The organism is Acinetobacter sp. SAAs474 (assembly GCF_032823475.1).
Taxonomy (GTDB): Bacteria; Pseudomonadota; Gammaproteobacteria; order Pseudomonadales; family Moraxellaceae; genus Acinetobacter.
The window spans coordinates 1,634,375-1,658,347 of record NZ_CP127915.1; the positions used below are offsets into that span (position 1 = coordinate 1,634,375).

At 38.3% G+C, this 23,973-nt stretch carries 23 protein-coding genes and 1 pseudogene; 5 read left to right on the forward strand and 19 right to left on the reverse strand.

Features of this window, described 5'->3' with window-relative positions; translation table 11 throughout:
• Positions 1 to 29 precede the first annotated feature (29 nt).
• The 5 genes from QSG86_RS08580 to QSG86_RS08600 all read right to left on the reverse strand — a co-directional run bounded on the left by QSG86_RS08580 (position 30) and on the right by QSG86_RS08600 (position 3,327).
• A complete protein-coding gene (locus tag QSG86_RS08580; RefSeq protein WP_317031107.1) occupies positions 30 to 446 on the reverse strand; it encodes a DUF3106 domain-containing protein in 417 nt (138 codons plus the stop codon).
• On the reverse strand, positions 436 to 756 hold the full coding sequence (locus QSG86_RS08585) for a hypothetical protein (RefSeq protein ID WP_317031108.1): 321 nt from the start codon (positions 754 to 756) through the stop codon (positions 436 to 438). Before QSG86_RS08585 ends, QSG86_RS08580 begins: the two co-directional genes overlap by 11 nt.
• Positions 753 to 1,367: an RNA polymerase sigma factor gene (locus QSG86_RS08590; RefSeq protein WP_317032712.1), complete on the reverse strand. Its 615-nt coding sequence runs from the start codon at positions 1,365 to 1,367 to the stop codon at positions 753 to 755. Before QSG86_RS08590 ends, QSG86_RS08585 begins: the two co-directional genes overlap by 4 nt.
• 150 nt (positions 1,368 to 1,517) lie before the next feature.
• Positions 1,518 to 2,294, reverse strand: a complete 777-nt coding sequence (locus tag QSG86_RS08595; RefSeq protein WP_317031109.1) for an RNA methyltransferase — start codon at positions 2,292 to 2,294, stop codon at positions 1,518 to 1,520.
• Positions 2,295 to 2,352: 58 nt separating this feature from the next.
• Positions 2,353 to 3,327 carry a class 1 fructose-bisphosphatase gene (locus QSG86_RS08600; protein ID WP_317031110.1) on the reverse strand — a complete coding sequence of 325 codons (975 nt, stop codon included), beginning with the start codon at positions 3,325 to 3,327 and terminating at the stop codon, positions 2,353 to 2,355.
• Between the two features lie 180 nt (positions 3,328 to 3,507).
• Between QSG86_RS08600 and QSG86_RS08605 the strand changes: the two genes are divergently transcribed.
• Complete coding sequence (locus QSG86_RS08605) at positions 3,508 to 3,690, forward strand: NF038105 family protein (protein ID WP_317031111.1); 183 nt, start codon at positions 3,508 to 3,510, stop codon at positions 3,688 to 3,690.
• 380 nt (positions 3,691 to 4,070) lie between these two features.
• Here QSG86_RS08605 and QSG86_RS08610 read toward each other — a convergent pair whose 3' ends face one another.
• From QSG86_RS08610 to mrdA, 5 genes and pseudogenes are all read right to left on the reverse strand, one after another.
• Entirely contained in the window at positions 4,071 to 4,571 is a 501-nt protein-coding gene (locus QSG86_RS08610; RefSeq protein ID WP_317031112.1) for a copper resistance protein NlpE, read from the reverse strand.
• Positions 4,572 to 4,804: 233 nt separating this feature from the next.
• Complete coding sequence (locus QSG86_RS08615) at positions 4,805 to 5,158, reverse strand: hypothetical protein (protein WP_317031113.1); 354 nt, start codon at positions 5,156 to 5,158, stop codon at positions 4,805 to 4,807.
• 199 nt (positions 5,159 to 5,357) lie between these two features.
• Positions 5,358 to 6,119 (reverse strand): 3-oxoacyl-ACP reductase, encoded by a 762-nt coding sequence (locus QSG86_RS08620; RefSeq protein ID WP_317031114.1) that lies wholly within the window; start codon positions 6,117 to 6,119, stop codon positions 5,358 to 5,360.
• 88 nt (positions 6,120 to 6,207) lie between these two features.
• A pseudogene (rsmD, locus tag QSG86_RS08625) lies at positions 6,208 to 6,759 on the reverse strand (16S rRNA (guanine(966)-N(2))-methyltransferase RsmD); the annotation flags it as partial.
• A 3-nt stretch (positions 6,760 to 6,762) separates the two neighbouring features.
• Positions 6,763 to 8,775, reverse strand: a complete 2,013-nt coding sequence (gene mrdA, locus QSG86_RS08630) for a penicillin-binding protein 2 (protein ID WP_317031115.1) — start codon at positions 8,773 to 8,775, stop codon at positions 6,763 to 6,765.
• Positions 8,776 to 9,597: 822 nt separating this feature from the next.
• Between mrdA and QSG86_RS08635 the strand changes: the two genes are divergently transcribed.
• The 3 genes from QSG86_RS08635 to QSG86_RS08645 all read left to right on the forward strand — a co-directional run bounded on the left by QSG86_RS08635 (position 9,598) and on the right by QSG86_RS08645 (position 11,946).
• Entirely contained in the window at positions 9,598 to 10,914 is a 1,317-nt protein-coding gene (locus QSG86_RS08635) for a hypothetical protein (RefSeq protein WP_317031116.1), read from the forward strand.
• 86 nt (positions 10,915 to 11,000) lie between these two features.
• Positions 11,001 to 11,660 carry an adenylate kinase gene (adk, locus tag QSG86_RS08640; RefSeq protein WP_317031117.1) on the forward strand — a complete coding sequence of 220 codons (660 nt, stop codon included), beginning with the start codon at positions 11,001 to 11,003 and terminating at the stop codon, positions 11,658 to 11,660.
• 88 nt (positions 11,661 to 11,748) lie between these two features.
• A complete protein-coding gene (locus tag QSG86_RS08645) occupies positions 11,749 to 11,946 on the forward strand; it encodes a hypothetical protein (protein WP_317031118.1) in 198 nt (65 codons plus the stop codon).
• On the opposite strand, the gene nth is transcribed toward QSG86_RS08645, so the two are convergent.
• Together nth and QSG86_RS08655 are read right to left on the reverse strand one after the other, a co-directional pair.
• A complete protein-coding gene (nth, locus tag QSG86_RS08650; RefSeq protein ID WP_317032713.1) occupies positions 11,943 to 12,638 on the reverse strand; it encodes an endonuclease III in 696 nt (231 codons plus the stop codon). The two genes, QSG86_RS08645 and nth, sit on opposite strands and share 4 nt — an antisense overlap.
• Positions 12,638 to 13,432 (reverse strand): RnfABCDGE type electron transport complex subunit B, encoded by a 795-nt coding sequence (locus QSG86_RS08655; protein ID WP_317031119.1) that lies wholly within the window; start codon positions 13,430 to 13,432, stop codon positions 12,638 to 12,640. The genes nth and QSG86_RS08655 overlap by 1 nt, the downstream gene beginning before the upstream one ends.
• 340 nt (positions 13,433 to 13,772) lie before the next feature.
• On the opposite strand from QSG86_RS08655, the gene gdhA reads away from it, so the two are divergent.
• Positions 13,773 to 15,116: an NADP-specific glutamate dehydrogenase gene (gene gdhA, locus QSG86_RS08660; RefSeq protein WP_410487455.1), complete on the forward strand. Its 1,344-nt coding sequence runs from the start codon at positions 13,773 to 13,775 to the stop codon at positions 15,114 to 15,116.
• Between the two features lie 153 nt (positions 15,117 to 15,269).
• Here gdhA and QSG86_RS08665 read toward each other — a convergent pair whose 3' ends face one another.
• The 7 genes from QSG86_RS08665 to ruvB all read right to left on the reverse strand — a co-directional run bounded on the left by QSG86_RS08665 (position 15,270) and on the right by ruvB (position 23,914).
• Positions 15,270 to 16,040 carry an META and DUF4377 domain-containing protein gene (locus QSG86_RS08665; protein WP_317031120.1) on the reverse strand — a complete coding sequence of 257 codons (771 nt, stop codon included), beginning with the start codon at positions 16,038 to 16,040 and terminating at the stop codon, positions 15,270 to 15,272.
• Positions 16,041 to 16,654: 614 nt separating this feature from the next.
• Complete coding sequence (locus QSG86_RS08670) at positions 16,655 to 17,431, reverse strand: class III extradiol ring-cleavage dioxygenase (RefSeq protein ID WP_317031121.1); 777 nt, start codon at positions 17,429 to 17,431, stop codon at positions 16,655 to 16,657.
• A 129-nt stretch (positions 17,432 to 17,560) separates the two neighbouring features.
• Positions 17,561 to 18,043 (reverse strand): 23S rRNA (pseudouridine(1915)-N(3))-methyltransferase RlmH, encoded by a 483-nt coding sequence (gene rlmH / locus QSG86_RS08675; RefSeq protein ID WP_317031122.1) that lies wholly within the window; start codon positions 18,041 to 18,043, stop codon positions 17,561 to 17,563.
• A gap of 103 nt (positions 18,044 to 18,146) precedes the next feature.
• Positions 18,147 to 19,190 (reverse strand): sterol desaturase family protein, encoded by a 1,044-nt coding sequence (locus QSG86_RS08680; protein ID WP_317031123.1) that lies wholly within the window; start codon positions 19,188 to 19,190, stop codon positions 18,147 to 18,149.
• A gap of 289 nt (positions 19,191 to 19,479) precedes the next feature.
• Positions 19,480 to 21,903, reverse strand: coding sequence for an endopeptidase La (lon, locus tag QSG86_RS08685; RefSeq protein ID WP_317031124.1), 2,424 nt, complete (start codon positions 21,901 to 21,903; stop codon positions 19,480 to 19,482).
• 283 nt (positions 21,904 to 22,186) lie between these two features.
• A complete protein-coding gene (locus QSG86_RS08690; RefSeq protein ID WP_317031125.1) occupies positions 22,187 to 22,771 on the reverse strand; it encodes a 5-formyltetrahydrofolate cyclo-ligase in 585 nt (194 codons plus the stop codon).
• A 135-nt stretch (positions 22,772 to 22,906) separates the two neighbouring features.
• Complete coding sequence (ruvB, locus tag QSG86_RS08695) at positions 22,907 to 23,914, reverse strand: Holliday junction branch migration DNA helicase RuvB (RefSeq protein WP_317031126.1); 1,008 nt, start codon at positions 23,912 to 23,914, stop codon at positions 22,907 to 22,909.
• Between the last annotated feature and the right edge of the window lie 59 nt (positions 23,915 to 23,973).

Consider the following 23,973-nt stretch of genomic DNA (forward strand, 5'->3'; position numbering starts at 1 on the left):
CAAGCATTGAGCTTTTAAAATGTATGGGCCTAATCCTTGATGACATGATGTGATGATGCATTATTATTAAATTTTTCAATATACTCTTCGCGGATCGCGCTACGTTCTTCAGGTGTGGCTTTCTGTAAGCGATATGCTAACTCTTTACGCTCTTGTACACTCATTTTTTGCCAAGTTTCACGCATTTTTTGTTTTTCTGCATCAGGTAGTTGTGCAAACCAGTCCATGCGTTGTTGGAGTGCCGTACTGCTTTGATGTGGAACTTCTTTGAGTGACTGATAACGTTTAATCAACGCTTGCTGTTCTTCGTCAGACATATTTTCCCATGCTTCTGTCACTTGGGCATCAGCATTCTTAGAAAAAATCCAAAAACGTTCAAAACCAGCAAAACTTGTTTGCAAAAATCCCAATGTACATAAGGCAATTACAAAATTTTTAGCTGCCATGAGCAGGTGTATCCTCACCAAGAACCATCAACATTTCAAGATCTTCAACCATTTGTGGTGAAAGTTTGGGTGAAACAATCACTTGGTTATCTGGTTGTGATGTCACATCGATTGAGTTGGGTAATATAATTAAGCCAGCAAGCGTTGCTGCTATAGCAAAACCAGACATCTTAAATAGCCCAAAGCGTGATGTTTTTTTGTTTTCGATATGATCTAAAACATGATTCATCACTTGCGGTTTATTTTGATGGTGATAGGCCAATCCATCAAGTTTTTTGGTTACTTGTTTTAAGAAATCATCTTGTTTCATTGTGATGATTCTCCTGAGTAAGGATCCATATGTGCTAGATTGGCTCGTAAAGCCTGAATAGCGCGGTGATAATGGGTTTTAACACTGCCCTCACTACAGTTCATAATTTGAGCCGTAGTATGGGTATCAAAACCTTCCCATACACGCAACATAAAAGCTTGTTGCTGTCGTACAGGAAGTTGAGCAATCGCTGCTTGAATTTCTTCAGCCGTAACGGCCTGATCAAGAAAAGTATATGGATTAGGGCTATTGTCATCAACAATATCTAATTGTTCCATATCATGATCATCAAGGCTCACCTTTTTAAAAAAAGAAAAAGGTTGATTACGGCGCGTTTCTTTACGACGCCAGTCTTGTAATTTGTTGTTTAAAATTGTGTAGAACAGGGGATACCATTCTTCTGTAGATTTATCTGCATAAGATTTATGTAAAGCAATAAAAGATTCTTGTACCAGATCCATGGCAATACCATCTTGACCATGCGTCGCACTTTCCATCATGACTAAAGCACGTCCAGTGACCTCTTGCATAAAATTCTTCAGGCGTAATTCAGCAGTACTCTTAAGAGTACTTGAATTTTCCGACGGCAGTCGTTTTGGTACTTCATCCATAGAGATGGAAAATCCTGTCATTGGATACCCACCATTATTTTTAAGTTCATACACATATAACGTTAAAAATAATGGTTAGGTTGACATCACATATGATTATTTTTCTAGTGTAATCTATTTTTATCAAAGTGTCGTATAACTTAAGCTATTTTATAGCCGTTGACGAACCATCTCAAATAAACAAATTGATCCTGCTATAGCAACATTCAATGATTCTTGTCCACCTGGCTGGGGAATCGTTACAGCTTCAGCATGTTGTAAGGCATAACTGGATGCCCCTTGTCCTTCATTACCTAAAATCCAAGCACAAGGTTGGGTTAAGTCTTGCTGATAAATACTTTGCGGTTGATGTGAGCTAGTCACATAAACCGGAATAGAAAACCGCTCTAGGATATCTTCTAGTTGTACATTTTCATAAGTACGTAAACTAAAGTGTGCTCCCATGCCTGCACGTAATACCCGTGGTGACCAAATCGATGCAGAACCTTTACTACACACTACTTGTTCAATACCCGCAGCAGCAGCAGAGCGCAATAATGTACCCACATTTCCTGGATCTTGAATATTGTCTAAAATAAGTGTATCTGAGTCAAAGTCAAGTGCTTTGCTAGTGCTCGGTAAATCAACAATAGCGAGGCAAGCTAAGGATGTGCCTAATGTACTTAAATCTTGATACAAAGATTCGCTGAGGATAAAAATATTGCCTGGATATAATGATGCAATTTTTTCAAGATCCGCATGTGCATAAGCAATTTCTGTTGTAAAAAGCGAATGAATTTTACGATTTTTTTCTAACCATGATAGGGTTAAATGTGTGCCTTCGAGTACCGTTTGGCGATTTTTTTTACGGCATGAATTTTGTTCAATTAAGCCACGTAGATATTTAATTTTAGGATTGTCTTTTGATTCAAGAAAAAAAGCAGGCATGGCAGTTGTATCCATGGAAGTAAGCAAATATTGAGATTGGCTTACTTCCTATAATAAATTAATGGTGATATTGACTAACTAAATTAACTTCATTTTTAGAGCCAATAATCACAGGCACACGTTGATGAAGTTCTGTAGGTTCAATTTCTAAAATACGTACACGACCTGTACTTGATGCTCCACCGGCTTGTTCAATTAACATGCTCATTGGGTTTGCCTCATACATTAGGCGTAAACGTCCTGCTTTTTTAGGATCTTTTGTATCGTATGGATACATAAAAATACCAGAACGACATAAAATACGATGAATATCACCGACCATACACGCTACCCAGCGCATATTGAAATCTTTAGCACGTGGTCCTGTTTTTCCAGCAAGTAATTCATCAATATAACGTTGAACAGCTGCTTCCCAATGACGTTGATTCGATGCATTGATGGCATATTCTTGGGTATCTGCTGCTACAGTAATCTGTTCTGAGGTTAATAAAAATTCTTGTGTTTCAGGATGTAATGTAAAGAAAACTACACCAGCACCTACCGTAAGGACAAGCATGGTTGATGGGCCATAAAGCACATAACCTGCAGCCACTTGATGAATTCCTGCCTGTAAAAAATCTTCTGCTTGAGTCACTGCATTTTTAGCAGGTAAAACTGAAAAAATCGTACCGACACACATGTTAATATCAATATTGCTTGAACCATCGAGTGGATCAAATAAGACTAAATATTCTCCATTTTCTTGTGCTGCTGTGAACTCATCTAATTCTTCTGAAGCTAAACCTGCTACATGAGGATGAACACGAAGTGCATCTATAAGATAGTCATTGGAAATAATATCTAATTTTTTTTGAGTTTCCCCCTGAACGTTTTCATGTTCAGCACTTCCCAATATACCTGCCAAGGCACCTTTTTGTAGGGCTTGATCGATTGTCTTACAAGTATTTGCAATAGTTTCAATCACTTGAGAAAGTTCAGGCGTAAGGAAACCACTTTGTTTTTGTAAGAATTGGGAAAGGGTCAGGTATGACATGAGTAGACAACTCCAAAATAAAAACCATATGCTCATAATGAGCATATTTTAATAACTCGGTATTTTAGATGAGAACGTCTAAAAAGAAAAATCAAACTGAAGGATTTGTTGTGATTTTACCCTTGAAACTCTGTAGAAAACTGTTATGTTGATTAAAATGGCTGAAATATAGGTATGAGTATGACAACATTAAAATTTGAAAAGACACCAACGCCCAATGAAAGCATTAGTTTGGATAACATTTCTGATGAAAAAGTCAAACAAGCATGGTTGGGTTATGAATCTAAACCGGAATATAAAAATGTTAATAAACATGATTTAATTGAAGCTTTACAACAGTCTAACTCTAAAGATCAGGATTAAATATATTGTTTTCTGTTAAATATTATGGTGTTACGTCTTAATTTTCTAATATGGATGATGGCGTAATACCATGAAACATATCGCTTTATATCTGGGTGATATCGCAGCCAAAATTTGGCTCTTCAGCGTAGAGAGGTTTAAGCATTGCCTGAATGGTGTATCTTAATCATATATCAATGCTGCTATTGTTATTCTGAGTCAGTGAATAGGCGATAAAATTCCACTATTTATTGTAAGCCTTACATGATTCAGTTATTGATAATATTAAATAATTAAATCATGCCAGCAAATAGTTTCTGCTCGCATGATCGTGGATTGATGTTTGATCGTTTTATTGGGTGTGCGATAGCCGCTAAAGCGGCCTACTGATCATATCAGGCTTAAGGTGTTTCTTTGGTAAGTTTATATAAATCTGCCATTGGCCCAGTAATGGCTTCACCTGTTTCTGCTGCACGTAATGCAACATAGTTTTCACCCACAAAATATTTTTGGTGATCTGCAGCCGCACTTAAAATAATGATGGATGGATTTTTTGCATCAAATGTAAAGCTACCTTTGATGGTTGATTTTTGCTGATCTTTACGGCCTAAATATTCTTGGGTGAGCTCATAAGTTTTATCTTGATTTAATTCAAGTTCTGTTTTAATTCCTTCACAATCTGCACAAGGTAAAACGCCTTTATAATCACCCGCCCAATCTAACGCAGTTTGTGCATTATCGTCCGATGGTGCCTGAGCTTGTGTACTTTCGCTGGCTACAGTCGCTTGACTGCTTGCGGTCACCGTACTTTGCTCTGTCGTTTTTTGTTCTTCCGATTTGGGTTTACTACATGCTGTAAGTGCAACGGCTAACATACATAAGACTAAAGCTGTTTTTTTCATAATGTCACCAAGTTTATTCATGTTTATGATAAAGAGATTACTTTATGCCATATACCATATAAATTTTTCTGTCATTTAAATAGAAGTTTTACGTAACATTTAAACCAATATTCAACAAAATAAGTATCGATATAGAACATAGAGTTAGATGTTAGATTGCATTATTGTGATGGATATATTCATGATTAAACATTTCTATGATATTGATAGATTAGTATAAATATGGTTTTTATTTATTCTGAGGATAACGTATCTTGTGCTGTTTCATGGGAAATGGGAACACCACCTAAATTTTGGCAAGCCTCAATATAGATCAAATATTGTTGTTCAATAACTTCTGAGAGAGGGATGTTAAATAATGTTTCACCTTCTTTATAGCGTTCAATATATTGCTGTGCTTTTTGCTTAGAATTATATAATGTGCGCTCGTGATATGAGGTAATTGAGCTATGTAGCATTTGATTGCTTTCAATATTATTACAATGAAATTTATCAAAAAGTTGCTCTGCTGTATCAATATCTCCTGAATTTGAGAATATGCAGCCTCCAAGTAGTAAAGCGGCGATGAGAACAACATAGAATTTCATGGGAGCTCAGAAATGAGTAACAATAAATCCTATTGTATAAATATTTTGAGACGAATTTTATAGAAATAAAGCTAAGTGTTTAAAAACTCGACATATTTTATCCAAAATCATACAAAGTAAAACGTTTAGACTTCATTTATCGCAATTTTAATTTTTACGCGAGATTATTCTGGTGATGAAGTCTAAATCTTGGCTGAATTTAACCCTTAACTAAACCACCATCAACGATTAAGTTTTGTCCCGTAACTGCACGAGCATAAGGTGATAAGAACATCATCATTGCTGCAGCAAACTCATCTGGTGTCGTGACGCGACGTAATGGTGTGGCTGCTGCAATAAAATCAAAAACAGTTTCAGGGGTCATTTTACTGGCATCAGTACTTTGCAATAAGCCGCCTGATAGCATATTGACATTAATACCATATTGACCTAAATCATGTGCTGCTGTGCGTGTAAATGCCAACAATGCCGCTTTTGCAGCGGTATAATCATGATAAGGAACAACTGGATTCTGTACCAGATTGGTTCCAATATTGACAATACGACCAAATCCAGCCTGTTTCATATCTGCTAAACAGGCTTGTGTGGTATAGAGTGCTGCCAACACTGCACCATTAAATTGTTGTTGCATTTGATCTGCACAAAGGTCTTCGATGTGAGTACGAGCTTCACCATTAAATTGAAATTGAACCAGCGCATTATTGATGACACAATGAATCGCTTGACCGAAGTGCTGTTTAGCTGCGGACGTTAGGGCAATAACTTGATCTTTTTTAGTAACATCTGCTTGATAAATAAAGACTTGCTCAGGATACTGTTGAGCCAATTGCTGAGCTTGATCATGACTGGATAAATAGTTGACCACAACACGTGCACCTTCAGCAATCAGTGCTTGGGTAATGGCTAATCCTAAACCTCGTGCAGCACCAGTGACTAAAACAATTTGATCACGAATTTGCATAATAAAATTCTTTAAAATAATGTGGATGTACCATAACAAGATTTTGCAGAAGACAACAGTTGGATTGTGATCTTGTTGGATATACTTGATTTTTTTGTAATAACGTTGCTCTGACCGTACCGGCACGTGTTTGCTTAATATGTTGCCATGTTTTGGGTAAATTAAACTGTGTAGTATCTTGATCTGCTTCGAGATACACGAATCCACCTGGCTTAAGCAATGGATCGACCAATTGAGCCAACTCTTCCCATAAATTTAAAGCATAAGGTGGATCTAGAAACACCACGTCAAATTGATCTGCCATTAAGGTCGGTAAGATCTGTTGTGCAGTATTGATTTTAAGTTTGGCATGTTGTGCTGTAACTTGTAAGCGTTCTAAATTTTCTCTTAAATATTTTGCTTGAGTTTTATCTGGTTCAATCATCACTACCTGACTTGCACCTCGTGATAAGGCTTCGAATGCCAAGGCACCGGAACCTGCACATACATCGAGTACATGGCTATTTTGAATATCCCACATCAACCAATTAAATAAGGTTTCACGAATACGGTCTGGTGTTGGTCGTAGCCCTTCAATACTTGCAAAAGGAAGTTGACGTCTTTTCCATTCACCACCAATGATACGTAGTTGATTTTTCATGAATTAATCTTCCTCAATCGTAGCTTGGCGTGTTGCAGGTCTTGCAGCTGAAGTTTCGTGCTGATTGTTGGTAACAGCATTTGGGTCGGCACTTAAAATTTGATTGCCACTTGGTAATTCACTCGGTTTAATCCCTGCAGTCATTAAGCCACCACTAATATGATGACCAGTAGGTACAATTGGATTTTTCTTACGTGTCAGTAGCCAGTAATCAAATAATGGTTTGGCCAGTTGCGCAGCAGATCCACCATGACGCCCGTTCTCCCAAATGACGGCAACAGCAATTTCTGGATTTTCAGCAGGTGCAAAACCCACAAATAAACCATGGTCAAGTTGACGTTCTGTCAGTAAGGATTCGTTATATTTTTTACCTTGAGCAATACTTTTAACCTGAGCTGTTCCTGTTTTACCTGCAATGCTATACATTGGGGTACGAATACCGCGACCTGTACCAACATTAATCACATCGACCATGGCGTCACGCATTTTGATCCAATCTTCTGCTTTACCATTGAATTGAATCATACCATCTGGGGCATTGGTCACCTTGTAAGGTTTAGCGCCTCTACTTTCACGTAAAACGTGTGGTGTAATATGTGCACCTTGGTTGGCGGTAATCGCAGTTGCCATGGCTAATTGTAATGGTGTTGCTGTAAAAGCACCTTGTCCGATACTAACCGATATGGTTTCACCTTTGAGCCATTTTGTTTTACGTGTACGTAATTTCCATTCTGGACTTGGATAGAGACCAGAACTTTCGTTTGGAAGATCAATACCAGTTTTTTCACCAAAACCAAATCGACGCATCCAGTTATTCATTTTTTCGATGCCCATACGATATGACAAGACATAGAAGTAGGTATCACAAGACACGACTTGTGCTTTATGTAAATCGACCACACCGTGACCGCTTTTTTTCCAGTCACGGAATTTATGTGAGTCACCCGGTAAGGTGAAATAGCCATGATCATAAATTGCTGTCTGCCAATCTACAAGGCCATAGTGTAATCCCCCTAAACCAAACATCGGTTTAATGGTTGAGCCTGGTGGATAGGCCCCTTGGACTGCACGGTTGTATAGAGGTTGATCCAAATTGTCCCGTAATCCTGAATAGTCTTTGGTGCTAATGCCAGTCACGAATAAATTAGGATTAAAGCTTGGGCTAGAAACCAGTGCCAGTACTTCACCTGTTTTAGGATCTAAAGCCACGATTGCCCCACGACGTCCTGCCAATTGTTCACTGGCAATGACCTGTAAGCCATAATCAATCGAAAGATAGAGGTCATTACCACGAATAGGATCTTTGCGACCAAGGTGTCGTAATGCATTACCATGAGCATCTGCTTCAATAGACTCATTACCTGGCACACCGTGCAATAAGTGTTCGTAGGATTTTTCTACACCAATTTTGCCAATTAAATTGCTTCCTGCGTAGGCATCTTTATCAATTTGTTTAAGCTCTTTATCATTAATTCGCCCAACATAACCAATCACATGGGCAAATAATTCACCATATGGATAATAGCGCGTCATTTGTAATTCAATGTTGACGCCAGGAAATAAAAATTTAACTTCACTAAAACGAGCAATATCGGTTTCATTTAAATTGAGTTTAATCGAAACACGTTCTGTTTTACGTGCTGTTTTAATACGACTTTTAAAGCGTTCAATATCCTCTTCTGTCAGTGAAAGAATAGGCGTAAGACGACGAATGGTATCATCAATATCATCGACATCCGCTCGGCTAATCGTGGCATTAAAAACAGGCAGATTATCTGCGAGTAAAATCCCATTACGATCATAAATATAACCTCGAGCAGGGGCTAGAGGTTGTAGTCGGATACGGTTTTTATCGGAAGCAGTGCTAAACTCATCATAGCTACTAATTTGCAAGTAGGCATAACGAGCAACCAATAGCAGTAAAAATAGTGTGACAATACCAATCGCAATGAAGACACGATTACGAAATATGCGTTTTTCTTGTTGCACATTTTTAAGTGGGAAATTCGATTTCATATACGATTTGGCTATCAAACTAGAGCGGTTAAAATTTGTGGCGGCTATTTTAACGTAAGTTAAAAAAAATCGCTGTATTGTATATCGTGTAACACAAATGTTTGACTTTTTATAAGAGCATTAAAAGTCATGGATCAATATGTGCGTATGGACGAGTCAGAGGCGGTCACAATACAGAAGCGACATAGTTTAGCATGATGCCGATTTGATGTACCTGATTTTATCGTTGAATTGCATACGGCTGCGATTTATTGTTGAAATAATAAGCAAATATTGGCATGTAGTTGCTTATTTTTCATGGCTAATGTTATGGTAAACATAGCGTGATTGCTTGACAAAGGATCAGCCGGTTTTCATGTTTTTCCAGCATGATCATGAGGATGATTTTCTTGCAGATCCGACGGGCTGTTATAGGCTGAAGATCAGTCCGTTATCACTTTTATGGATGCGATCAGGTGAGCTAAGGTCTGAATCAATCTATATCTGCCATAGTGAATATCGATGGTGTGTAAATGCCAAGATTGATGTGTATATAAACGCTCAGTCATTAAAATATACACTGTTGCAAGCCGAGATCAATTGTTAATATTGCTGAAGCAAGATATGCTAAAAAAGTGATGATAGATAAACATATAGCATTGTGTGGTGGTTTAAAGCCATATGGTTTTATTTTAATTAACTCAAGATTTGGATTGTGATGGCATACGCTATTTTACAAAAAAATATCAAAATATAGCCTTTAAAGACTTACATTTATTGTCGCAGTGAATCGCTAAGCTTCAAATGAGTACTTAATGAGAAAGAAATACGGAAAAATGATTCATGCTTGAAGACATCCCACAGTTATGGCATACGTTTGTAAATCGTCCAGACTTTTGGGCTGTCATCAGTATTGTGCCTGTCACTGCTTTTGTGACATGGGCACATGTCTGGATGGCATTGAAAATGGTTTTTTTCCCCATTCATTTTTGGGGCTTCCATGTAGGCTCTATTCCGATTGGATGGCAAGGTATTGTGCCACGTAAAGCCGGGCGTATTTCAGGTATTATTACTGATAATACGCTATCGAAACTTGGATCAATTCGTGAGTTTTTAGAAGCGATGGATCCGGAAGATATGGCTGCAATTATTGGTGCTCAAGTGACTTCAGAGTTAGATAATCTGATTGACGAAGTCATGCAGGAACGTCACTCTGTGCTGTGGGAAAATTTACCTTATTCCATTAAGCGAAGGATCTATCAACAGGCACAAAAACAATTGCCTCACATATTAACGGAATTGGTGACTGATTTAATTTTAAATGTTGAGTCATTGGTGGATATGCGTGAAATGGTGGTCAGTCGTATGGAGAGTGACCGGCGTTTAATGGTAAGGATGTTTTTAAAAGTTGGTCAAAAGGAAATTAACTTTATTTGGCATATGAGTGCACTGATTGGAACATGTTTCGGTTTTTTCCAGATGCTGGTATGGCTTTTGGTGCCGTGGCATTGGACGATTCCATTTTGGGCATCTATTTGGGGATTTTTAACCAACTGGATTGCGATTTGGATGGTATTTAATCCATTAAATCCACATCCTGTTCGTTATCCTAAATTCTTTAGCAGGACTCAAGATCGTCGATTTCCATGGATAAAACCTGTTGTCCCACATATGGATACCTATAATATTCAAGGTGCTTTTATTAAACGTCAAGAAGAGGTATCTGATGTATTTGCACATGTCGTGACAGAAGATTTAATTACCTTAAAAACGATCATGATGGAAATGATGTATGGCCCAAGAAAGGACAAAACACGTCGTATTGTCAAAAGTCATATTAATGAAATTATGGAAACACCGTTGGTTCGTACGACATTGCAGCTATCTTTAGGGCCAAAAGAGTACGCAAGACTTAAATCAGACTTGATCGATCGTTCAATTGAAATTACGATGGTGCCTGTATGCGACCCAGCGTTTAATGCGAGCCGTGCACAAAAAATCTATCAAATGTTTCGTGACCGCATTCGCGATTTGACTCCTAAAGAGTTTCAAAATTTGTTACGTCCTGCATTTCAGGAAGACGAATGGATTTTGGTGGTATTAGGAGGCGTAACTGGCTTTTTTGCTGGCTTACTACATATGTTTGTGGTTTTTTTATAATTCGATGCTAAATTTATTGACGAATGTTAAATTCGCCATTGAACGATGCGTCATATACATTGTTAAAAAATGAGGATATTAAAATTATGCGCATTATCTTACTCGGACCACCTGGAGCAGGGAAAGGAACACAAGCTCAGTTGATCTGTAAGCGCTACAATGTCCCACAAATTTCAACCGGTGATATGCTCCGTGCTGCAATTCGTGAAGGTACTGAATTAGGTCTGAAAGCTAAAAGCGTCATGGATAATGGCGGTTTGGTATCAGATGAATTGATTATTGGCTTAGTCAAAGAGCGTATTGCACAACCTGATTGTGTAAATGGATGTATTTTTGATGGTTTTCCTCGTACCATTCCTCAAGCAGAGGCTTTGGAAAACGAAGGGATTAGCATTGATCACGTGATTGAAATTGATGTGCCAGATGAAGAAATTGTGAAACGTCTTTCTGGTCGTCGTCAACATCCAGCGTCTGGCCGTGTTTATCATACAATTTATAATCCACCTAAAGTGGCAGATAAAGATGATGAAACTGGCGAAGATCTAGTCCAACGTCCAGATGACCAAGAAGCGACCATTCGTAAGCGTTTAACTGCCTACCATGCAGAAACTGAGCAGTTGGTTGGCTTTTATCAAGGGCGTGCTGCATCCGGTGAGAATGCACCTACCTATAGTAAATTAAATGGTCTTCGCCCAATCGAAGATGTGCAAATAGATTTATTTGCTATTTTGGATCAGTCTAAATAGATTGAGTCATTGCTGTTAATTTTTTGACAAAAAAAGAGCTCTCATTCATATTAGGGCTCTTTTTTGTGGCTGTATTGAGGAAATTACATTGCAGAATATTGTGGTGATTGCTGTAATTATATTATGTATTGCAGTGCTGTTGGTATTATTTAGCATGAGTTATAAAATGTTACGTAAGGTTCGTCAGGAAGAACGTTTGCTGAATGCTAAAAAAGCCCCTGAACGTCAATTACATCCTAAGTTGGTAAAACAGCAACATAAAAATAAAACAGATCAGTCAAATTAATCGATCGTAGGTATTATTTTGACGTTGACTGGTGCGACTGCACCAAATTCAAAACGATCTGGCCAATTGCAGACATCTGCAACAACACATTCGTTACATTTGGGTTTTCGTGCTGTACAGCAATAACGGCCGTGTAAAATGAGCCAATGATGCGCATCAACCATGAATTCTTTAGGAATAACACGCATTAAGCGCTGTTCAACTTCGAGTACGTTTTTACCTACTGCGAGGCCTGTGCGATTACCAAGACGGAAAATATGTGTATCTACTGCCATCGTTGGGTGACCAAAGGCGGTATTGAGTACGACATTGGCTGTTTTACGACCGACTCCGGGTAATGCTTCCAAATCTGCACGATTATCTGGTACACGACTATGGTGTTTTTCGATCAGTATCTTACAGGTTTTGATGACATTTTCTGCTTTGGCATTATAAAGTCCAATGGTTTTGATATAGGTTTTTAAGCCTTCTACACCGAGTGCATAGATTGCCTCAGGCGTATTGGCTATAGGGAATAGTCGATCAGTTGCTTTATTGACGCTAACATCAGTGGCTTGTGCAGAGAGTGTGACAGCAACCAGTAATTCAAAGGGACTGCTATAGTTGAGTTCAGTTTTTGGATGAGGTCGCTGTTCTCGTAAACGGCTAAAAAAAATTTGGATCTGCTTTTTAGTCATATTCTTAACGATCATCATGCAGCTCCTAATGCCGTTAATTGTTGTTGTAATTGCTGAAGTAAATCACGTTTTTTATGATCCTCTCTTAAGCTAAGCTGTTTTTCTAGTTTTTTAATTTGTGTACGTATCTTTGCCAGTTCAATGGTAGTTTTGGCATTTTCAGTCACCATACTCACGGTTGTTTTTGCTGTTAATTCAATGGTTGAAATATGCTCCGCCTGAGTGGAGAACTGTGCGAATAAGTGACTATCTATTTCTGCCCGAACGACAGGACCTTGACGTTTGCGTCCTTTCTTTTCTTCACGTTGAATATGGGCATAATAGCGTTGTCGTAGATCATTTTGTTGTAAAATCCGAGTCATCTCATCAGCAAGTGGTTGCTGGTCTTCAACGAGATCAATGCAATCAACTGGGCAGGGTGGAATACACAGTTCACAACCTGTACATAAATCGGTAAAAACGGTATGCATGAGCTTTGCTGCCCCGATAATGGCATCGACAGGGCATGCATTGATACATTTGGTGCAACCAATACATTCATCTTCACGAATAATTGCTTTCATACGTTGTGGTCGACCATCACTTTGAATGGGCCAAACACTAGGTTCAACACTGAGTTGAGGACGTTCTAGCAATGTTGCTAGTGCATCTGCTACAGGTTGCCCACCTGGAATACATTTATTGGCCTCTTCACCATCCGCAATTGCTTTTGCATAGGGTAAGCAGCCATCACGATGGCCACATAAACCACATTGGGTTTGTGGAAGTAAAGCATCAATATTCTGGATGAGTGCAATTTGTGAATTCATTCGAAGTACCACAACTGCAACAAAATGCAGCTTAAACAGGGAAACTAAAATCAAAAACAATTTTAGCACGAATTATTTGATTTATCCTCTGATCTAATTTGGCACAATATATGCCTTATATTTGTGCAATAATAAGTGTTTTATTGGCAAAACATCTTGAAAATTAATATTTTTTATTTTTAGATATTTAGTATAAATATTTGTTATTTAACACTTAAGTAAAATTTATTTAAAAAAATGTTGTAGATTTTTGACAAAAGATATTAAATGATTTGCGCCAAAATAAATCATTGATTGAAATTTTGACCAATTTTGATCCATTTCTGCTGAGGATTAAGCGTTGAAATACAATAGCCTTAACGACTTCCTAGATTACGTTAAAACACGTGATGCACATCAACCAGAGTTTCTACAAGCTGTAGAAGAAGTGATGACCAGTCTTTGGCCATTCATTGAAAAGAATCCACGTTATGCTGAACATGGTTTACTTGAACGTCTTGTAGAACCAGAGCGTGCAATTCAATTTCGTGTTTCTTGGGTAGATGACCAAGGTCAAACACATGTTAACCGTGCATTTCGTGTACAGTACAACTCAGCAATTGGTCCATTTAAAGGGGGAATGCGTTTCCATCCTTCAGTGAACCTTTCAATCCTAAAGTTCTTGGGTTTTGAACAAACATTTAAAAATGCTTTAACAACATTACCAATGGGTGGTGGTAAAGGTGGTTCAGATTTTGACCCTAAAGGTAAATCTGAAGGTGAAATCATGCGTTTCTGTCAAGCGTTGATGATTGAACTTTATCGTCATCTTGGTTCAGATACAGATATCCCTGCAGGCGATATTGGTGTCGGTGGCCGTGAAGTAGGTTATATGGCTGGGATGATGAAAAAACTCAGCAATGATACTTCATGCGTATTTACTGGTAAAGGTTTAACCTTTGGTGGTTCATTGGCTCGTCCTGAAGCAACGGGTTATGGTACCGTATATTTTGCCGAAGAAATGTTGAAAACACGTGGTGATAGCTTTGTTGATAAAGTTGTGACCATTTCTGGCTCTGGTAATGTGGCACAATATGCTGCTGATAAAGCAATGTATCTAGGTGCTAAGGTGGTTTCATTATCTGACTCTGGTGGTACTGTCTATGTCAAAGATGGCTTTACGACAGAATTACTGGCTGAAGTAATGGAGTTGAAAAACGTTAAACGTGGTCGTATTTCTGAGTTTGCTGCAAAGCATGGCTTTGAATATCTTGAAGGTCAACGTCCTTGGTCAATTAAATGTGATATTGCATTACCATGTGCAACACAGAATGAGTTAGATGCTAGTGATGCAGCAACATTGCTTGCAAATGGTGTTATTTGTGTTGCAGAAGGCGCGAACATGCCATCAACATTAGAAGCTGTAGAACAGTTTGTTGCGGCAAAAGTACTGTATGCACCAGGTAAAGCATCAAATGCAGGCGGTGTAGCAACTTCTGGTTTAGAAATGTCACAAAATGCGATTCGTTTGGGTTGGACATTTGAAGAAGTTGATGAGCGCCTACATGCGATTATGAAAGAAATTCATCGTAACTGCGTAAAATATGGTACTGAAGAAGATGGTACTGTCAATTATGTCAACGGTGCAAATATTGCAGGCTTTGTCAAAGTTGCTGAAGCAATGTTGGCGCAAGGTGTTTATTAAGCTTAGCGCTTCAACACCTAAGAGTAGATGAATGATAATCATAGCATTCATCTATTCATCGCTATAAAAAAATACCCATTGATATTTATCAATGGGTATTTTTTATGGTGAATTATTAAGCAAATCCGCGTTTAAATTTACTTAATGATCTGATTATTGTTTCACCGTTTCGCTTTGTACAGTCATATCATAAACATACGCATATTTAGATTGATCTGCAGCAGGATTTTTTAAGGTATAGCGTTTTACACGAATAATTTGACGTAAATTCGGATTGAGCTGAAAGCCTTCGATTTGATTGTAAAATAATGTCCAGTTTGGATCTGTATAAGTTTTCAGTCCTTGTTCATTATATTTGATTTCACGTACTTGCATACAAGTTTGAGCACCGACACCTGTACATGGTTTAGTATCTGGAGCAACTTCTAAAAAGATCGTTTCCCCTTGTGATTGATACTTGGTTTCTGGCGTCATTTTGCCCGTAAAGACAACTTTTTCACCCGTTGTAGCAACCAAGCTAAGTGTTGGTGCTTCACGATCAGTTAAATTTAATACAAAAGGAAGCTGTGCTTGATTCAGTAATTTACTGGCAAAATTTTCTTGCTGCATTGCTTTTTCTTCACAGCTTTTTTGTGTGGCTGCAAGTGAGCTTATGGTGAGGACATTATTTTGTACTTTCCATGAACCCATCATATTGTTACAGCTAGTACTAATTGCAACACGGCCGTCCTGATTAAAATTGAGTATGAGCGGCTGTTCAGCACCTGCTGTTGTTAGCTGCCATTGATACGCACTCAGGCTTTGATCAGCATTTTGTTGTTGCAAAATTGACACTGCCAAATCTCCAGCTTTTTGTATATCACTTGATTGGCATGCCATTAAGCCAAAAGGTAAAAGGAGTAGTGCAAGATACTTAACTTTCATCAGATTATATTCTTTCAATCAATCATTGATCGGCATTCTAACTTATTCATTTTAAAAAGATATGGATAGATTTTACAGTTTTGGAGACAAAGTGTATCTGTTTTGTAGTTTTGTGTGGGGTTTGTGATCAATATATATATTTTGTGTATCTCAATGACTAAAACAGATGTGATATGAGGAGAATTCAATATAAAGATAAACAAATTGATCTAATAGGTAAAATAATCTTATGCGCTACTTGGATTTAGCTGACAATAAACATTAGTGCTTATATTTGCTCGTGACATCACTGCCGCTACGTTATTGACTGCCCAATCAGAAGGTTTCAGAGTAAGTTATTCATTATTGTTGGTGAGAATAATCTCTGAGATTGACGATCATTAAATCCATAGCTCTGTGCTTAAAGGTTGCTTTGTGATCCAGATAGATGAGTGTAAAAGCGTTGTATAAATCTAAATATCTATAATAACGCTGTGGCTCATCTACCTGAAATTGATTTTTTGTAATATGGCCTAACTTTGTGTAGCGCTAAAAAAAGTACTCAAAGCGGCTGACAGATTGTGGTAAATCAGTTTATTTTCTCATCATTATTTTTGCCGAGCGGTCAGATTCTATTAGTCAAATCGATAAATATCCATACCTAGAGCGCCCATACTAAAACTGCTATGCACAAGACTAAAACGTGGTCCTGTGCCCATGGCGAAAAATAATGGATTAAGGTGTTCTAGTGTTGGATGATTACGGCTTAAGTAAGGAATCGTTTGATAGTCTAAAATGGCATCATGATGATTGTGGGTCAATTGTTGTACCACATAGTTACGAAAGCCTGATGCCCACTCAGGAACATGATTATTCTGACCATCCCATGATAATTCTCTAAGATTATGGGTAATGCTACCAGAACCAATCAATAAAATTTGCTGTTGCCGCAAAACTGCTAAAGTTTGCCCAATCTGATAAATCTCCGTTGAGGTCATATGCATTGGCAAAGAAATTTCAATGACTGGAATTTCTGCGCTTGGGTACATATGTAATAACGGCATCCAGACACCATGATCACGTGGTCGAGTACTATTGGCATGTGCACTAAAACCTGCGTCGAGCAGTAAACGTAAAATTTGTTCTGCAAGTTCGGGTTGACCTGGTGCAGGGTAATGGATTTGATAAAGCGCTTCGGGGAATCCTCTAAAGTCATGCCATGTTTCGGGACGACGTGCTGTACTGACTTCTAAGGCCTGACTTTCCCAGTGCGCAGACATGATGATAATGGCTTGAGGAGAGGGAAGGTTAAGACTTAGACGCAATAATGCTGGACCAACTTGCTCTGGATTAAGTGCAAGCATGGGAGAACCATGAGAGATAAATAAACCTGGAAGTGTTTGTAAATTCATGATTTATGCCTAATATTAAATATACAACTATTGTGCCTAAGCCAATCATTGAGAAAAATGTCATGTCATGAACAGATCGTTCTATAAACATAACGCATAGTAGATCTGAATCGTAAAAGGTATTGGGTTTTAACCTGCACGATGATAAGGATGATTGTGATTGATCGTCATCGCTCGATACAATTGTTCAATCAACATTACACGAACCAGTGGATGAGGTAATGTGAGTTTGGATAATGACCAGTGCCATGCTGCTGCTTGACGTACAGTTTGTGAATGACCATCAGGGCCACCAATTGCTAATACGATATCTTGACCTTCAAGCATCCAGCTTTTCATGGTTTCAGCAAGTTTTTCAGTGCTAAATTCACGTCCACCGACTTCTAATGCAATCAGTATTTCATTGGATTTTAATGCATTTAAAATACTATCACCTTCAATTTGACGATATTTTAAAATATCTGCTTCAGAATCATTTTTCCCGCGTTTTGCCATAGGCAGTTCAATCAATTGTGTTTGTACAAAAGGTTGTATACGTTTGAAATAATCTTCAAAGCCAGTCAGTACCCAAGCTGGCATTTTTTGACCAATAGTGAGTATACGAATTTTCATGAAGCACATACCGTGTTGCAGCAAAATACCATTATAACCAAAAGGGACGGATTGATGTTCTTTCGCTGCTACTTCAAGCAGAGATGATAGCTGTAAAAATGACTTATTTTTTCTGTTGTTGGGTCTTTTTTTTCATATGGATTGGACGATAATGCTGATTAAAAATCACACCGCCCAAACGCCAACCATCTAAACAGCGAATACTGCCCCAAAAACGTTTGAGGGATTCGATTTGAATACCGATGATCCCTTTTTGATTGTCAATATCGACCATTTTATTACCACGTACGCCTGTTGGATGTACTGGTTCATCATATAAAGCCGTTCTGAAAATCACATCCCAAATGGCAAACACTTGCCCAAAATTACAGTGATGCAGTGTAGGTTTGTTTGGTACGAAATCCATATGGTGCAAGCGATGAAATTCTGGACTGACTAAGATCTTACCCAGTACTTTGCCAAAACCAATACGGACATTGGCATGTGAAAAGTTTTGTACCAACTCTCCTAATAACAGTAGCCATACGAATTCTTCAGCAGATACTCCCCATAAAATTCCGACAGCCGCCAACACAAATGATTGCAAGATACCATCTAAATAGTTGGTTCTATCATTACTCCAGCAATTGAGTTGCCGTTGGCTGTGATGCAAACTATGCATTGCCCACCACCAAGGTAGTGCATGCTGAAGCCGATGCATCCAGTAATATACGCAATCATAACTCAAATAGTACAGTATAAAAAATAGCCATGGGTATTCTGTTAGCCAAGGAAAATGCGTGCGAATACTCCATAATGTTTCAGTTGTTGTGCTTGGTGAAAAGTTACTTAAATAATTGATGGCTGGCGTTAAAATTAAAAAAGCAAACAATGGCAATAAACCGATGAGCATTAACCATGTTAAATGAAAATCAATTGCTGCATCACGCCGATGTGACCATTTTTCAGCAGGAATGAATTGTTCTAAAGGCCTGAAAATAATTGCAATAATTAGAAGTTGTAATGCTCCTATCATTAAGGTGGCAGCAATTTCTGAAGGGGCATTGGTGTACTGGGTAATATGGAATTGATCAAGCAGGGGGAGGATCGCATGTTGTCCAAGCCAGTGTGTACATTGTTGCCATAATGTCGCGATTTCAGATAACATGATTTTGCTCCCGCGATAAGACCGCTCTTGATACGCTTCGTATGCGATGAGCAAGATGATATCAAGCGTAAATAGACGGCTTTTTAAATTTTATTATTCAATATCATTAATTTTAGTGGGTTATATTGACATAGATTATTAGTGTTGAGATGAGTTACTGCATATTTTGTACAGAATTTATTATATTCACTGAGATTTGCATCAATGATGTATCCCATCATAGAACAGCATTAAAAAAACCTGAGGTTTAAGACCTCAGGTTTTTATCAAGCTGAAGATACAATCTAAATCAATGACGAGCAGCTTTAGCTTCATCAAGCGGTTTTACAATCGGTGGTACCAATGGTTTTGGCATTGATGTTAAGGCCAAAGGTAAAATGTCATCAATTGATTTAACTGCTTTAATTTCCAGACCGGCTTTAACATTTTCAGGTATTTCACTTAAGTCACGGACATTATCTTGTGGAATAAAGACCAGCTTAATGCCACCACGATGTGCTGCCAGCAGTTTTTCTTTTAAACCGCCAATACGCATTGCACGACCACCTAAACTGGTTTCACCTGTCATGGCAATATCAGGACGGATCGCAATGCCTGTAAAGGCAGAAATTAATGCAGTTGTTAAAGCTAAACCAGCAGATGGGCCATCTTTAGGTGTTGCTCCTTCTGGTAAATGAACATGGACATCTGTTTCTTCAAAGCGTGATGCTTCAATGCCCAATTCATCAGCCCGTGTACGTACTACAGTCATTGCTGCGGTAATAGACTCTTTCATGACATCGCCAAGTGAGCCTGTGGTAATAAACTTACCTTTACCCTTAACTGCGGCAACTTCAATCGTGAGTAATTCACCACCCACAGATGTCCATGCCAAACCATTAACACGGCCAACCTGCGCCTCTTCCTCAGCCATACCAAAGTCAAATTTATGCGGACCAAGATAGTTTGGAAGATTTTCAGAATTGACATCGATTTGTAAATTCTTGGCTTTTTTGCTCACAGCTTCTTTAACGACTTTACGTGCAATTTTAGCCACTTCACGTTCTAAGCTACGGACACCTGCTTCACGGGTATAACGTTGGACAATATCACGAATTGCCTGTTCATGAATGGTTAATTCTTTAGCACGTAACCCATTATTCTTAATTGCTTTTGGCACTAAATAGCGTTCAGCAATATTGACCTTTTCATCTTCTGTATAACCTGGTAGACGAATGACTTCCATACGATCCAGTAAGGCTTCAGGAATATTCATACTATTGGCTGTACAAATAAACATGACTTCAGAGAGATCCAAATCAAGATCTAAATAATGGTCATTAAATTTATCATTTTGTGATGGATCTAGAACTTCAAGCAATGCTGAAGCTGGATCACCACGATAATCTTGTGCCATTTTATCAATTTCATCCAATAAGAATAATGGATTTTTTACGCCCACTTTCGTTAAGGATTGCACAATTTTACCTGGCATCGCACCAATATAAGTGCGACGATGGCCACGAATTTCAGCTTCATCGCGTACACCACCAAGTGCCATACGAACAAATTCACGTCCTGTTGCTTTTGCAATAGATTCGCCCAGCGAAGTTTTTCCGACACCTGGAGGACCCACTAGACATAAAATAGGGCCGCGTAATTTTTTAACACGAGACTGTACAGCAAGATATTCAACAATACGATCTTTTACATCATCTAGACCATAATGATCGGTATCTAAAATTTCTTGTGCTTTATTTAAGTTGATGCTGACTTTACTAGCCGTATTCCAAGGCGTATCTAAAATCACCTCTAAATAATTACGGACGACAGCAGCTTCACTGGATGCAGGTTGCATCGCTTTGAGTTTACGAAATTCAGCCTCTGCTTTTTTACGCACATGCTCAGGCAAATCAGCCTCTGCTAGGCGACGTTCAATTTCAGAAACATCATCTTCTGCACCGCCATTCATATCGGAAAGTTCGCGCTGAATAACTTTCATTTTTTCATTGAGGAAGTATTCGCGCTGGTTTTTTTCCATTTGACGTTTAACAGAATCATGCAATGTTTGCTCAATCTGTTGTTCTTCAGATTGCTGCAACAAGTAGGTCATGAGTTCAGTTAAATGTGCTTGAAACTCGTTGTGTTCTAGATATTTTTGTTTGATATCAATATTAAGCGGGACTCGAGTAGCAACAAAGAATAATAATTGTAATAGATCATCAATTTTATTCGCAGCTGCAATAAGTTCACGCGCATTACGTAATTTTGCTTCAGCATATTGCGCAAACAAGGTACGTAATTCTTGAATCTGTGTTGCTTGAGTATTACTGTCAATATCGACAGTCATTGGACTTAATGCATGTTCCGCCGATAAATAATCGTCGTTGTCAATAATTTTGACCAATTTTGAACGGTGTAAGCCTTCAATCAAAACTTTAATGCAGTTTTCATCATTCTCGTGATTTACAACTTGTACGATCTTAGCCACAGTACCATATTGATATAAGTTGTCATGATCAATTTCTTCTGTAAGCGAATCTTTTTGCGCAACTACAAATACTAAATTGTCACTGTTACGAGCCACATCAACTGCGTTGATCGATTTTTCACGACCGACAAATAGCGCAATTTGCATGTGTGGATATACCACCACATCACGTAATGCTAAAAGTGGTAACACGCTTGGAACCTGAAGCTCTAAGGTTTCTTCATTCATAATAATTTCAGACATGGGCACTCCTAATGAGTGACAACAATGTTGCCATGCCTTTTATAGTGATTACTCTTTTTTAAATTACAAGGGTCATTTTGAATAAATTGTATAAAAAATAGGATAAAATTGATTATTTTCATTCTTTTAGGTCGCTAAAAATAATCTTGACCTAAAAAGAAGGATTTTTTATGATGCACAAAAATTCAACTTCATGTTTATGATAGCAAATATAGATATTGTGAATAGACATACCAGTATATCGATTTAAGTTAAAACCAATCACGCGATTAAACATAAAGTTTTAAAGATGATATTTAAATCGAATAAATTGATTGGGCGTGAGTAGTGCATGTAGGGGCTGATCCCATTTTTGTCGAATTAATGTCTTGGGAATGAATTGAAAATGATGTGCTAAACCTAAACGGAAGGGTTTATGCTGTTTGGCAAAGGCGAGTGTGCGATCGTAAAATCCTCCTCCCATTCCCATGCGTGTTCCAGCAGCATCACAGGCCAATAATGGCAGTAATAATAAGTCCAGTTTTACCACACTTTGACCACGTGTTGCTTGTGGTTGTTGCATACCTAAACGATGCATTGTAAAACGCTTGTTTCTGAATTGTTGTGGGCTAATAGCAATCCACACCAAACGTTGATTCATGTTACAAATACAAGGTAAATAAACTTTTTTTTTGCAAGCCAAGGCATATGCAATAATTTTTTGTGTACGGATTTCACCAAATGCATCTAAATAAACCCCAACATGCTGTGCAGTTTTAAATGATGCAAGGCGTTTTAATTGGTTGAATACTTGTGTTTCAGCCTTAAGTTGTTGAGATCGATTAATTCGTTTGCGTTGTTGTTTAAGCTCGCGGCGTAAGTTTTGCATAATAAATAGGGGTACTTACTATTTTAAGATGATGTCGCTGTATATTGTACGTCATCTACGATTAAAATAAATCATCGATGACGATATGATGCATCATGGCTATTTTAGCGGTGATGATTGACGATATCACCCCAATTATCGATCCTTGTTTTCTGGTGGGGTAAGGCCGAATTGTAGGTAAGCCATATGTGTTGCAATACGGCCACGTGCGGTACGCATCACATAACCTTGTTGAATTAAATAAGGTTCGATGACATCCTCCAAGGTTCCTGCATCTTCAGCCATTGCTGCCGCTAATGCTTCAACACCGCCAGGTCCGCCATCAAAACGCTCTAATAGCATTGATAAATAACGACGATCTAAGGTATCTAGTCCTGATTTATCGACATTGAGCATATCAAGTGCACGTTGAGCCATATCTTGGGTGACTTCACCATGGCCTTTAACTTGTGCATAATCACGTACACGACGCAATAATCGATTGACAATACGTGGCGTACCACGCGCACGACGTGCAATTTCTTTTGCACCATCAAATGTAATAGGTACATCCATTAACTGTGCAGAACGGCTCACAATATGGGTTAAATCTTCGACAGAGTAAAACTCAAGGCGTTGTACAATACCAAAGCGATCACGCAAAGGTGATGTCAATAATCCTGCACGGGTTGTTGCCGCAACCAAGGTAAAAGGTGGTAAATCAAGCTTAATTGAACGTGCCGCTGGACCTTCGCCAATCATGATATCCAGTTGATAGTCTTCCATGGCAGGATAAAGAATTTCTTCAATCACAGGAGAAAGGCGATGAATTTCATCAATAAATAAGACATCACCTTCTTCTAGATTGGTCAGCATTGCAGCTAAATCACCAGCACGTTCCAATACTGGACCAGAAGTGGATTTAAGACTTCCTCCCATTTCACGTGCAATAATATTGGCAAGTGTTGTTTTTCCCAATCCTGGTGGGCCAAAAATCAAGGTATGATCTAAAGCCTCGCCACGACCTCGTGCAGCACCAATAAATATTTCCATTTGTTCGCGTACGATAGGTTGACCAATATAGTCATCTAGAGAAGTCGGGCGAATGGCGCGATCATAATGATCTTCAGGTTTTTCTAAACCACTAATTAAACGTTCTTGCATGTTGATATCATTTAGCTCATTGCTTTTAAAAAGGTCATGGGGAGGAGAGATAATATATT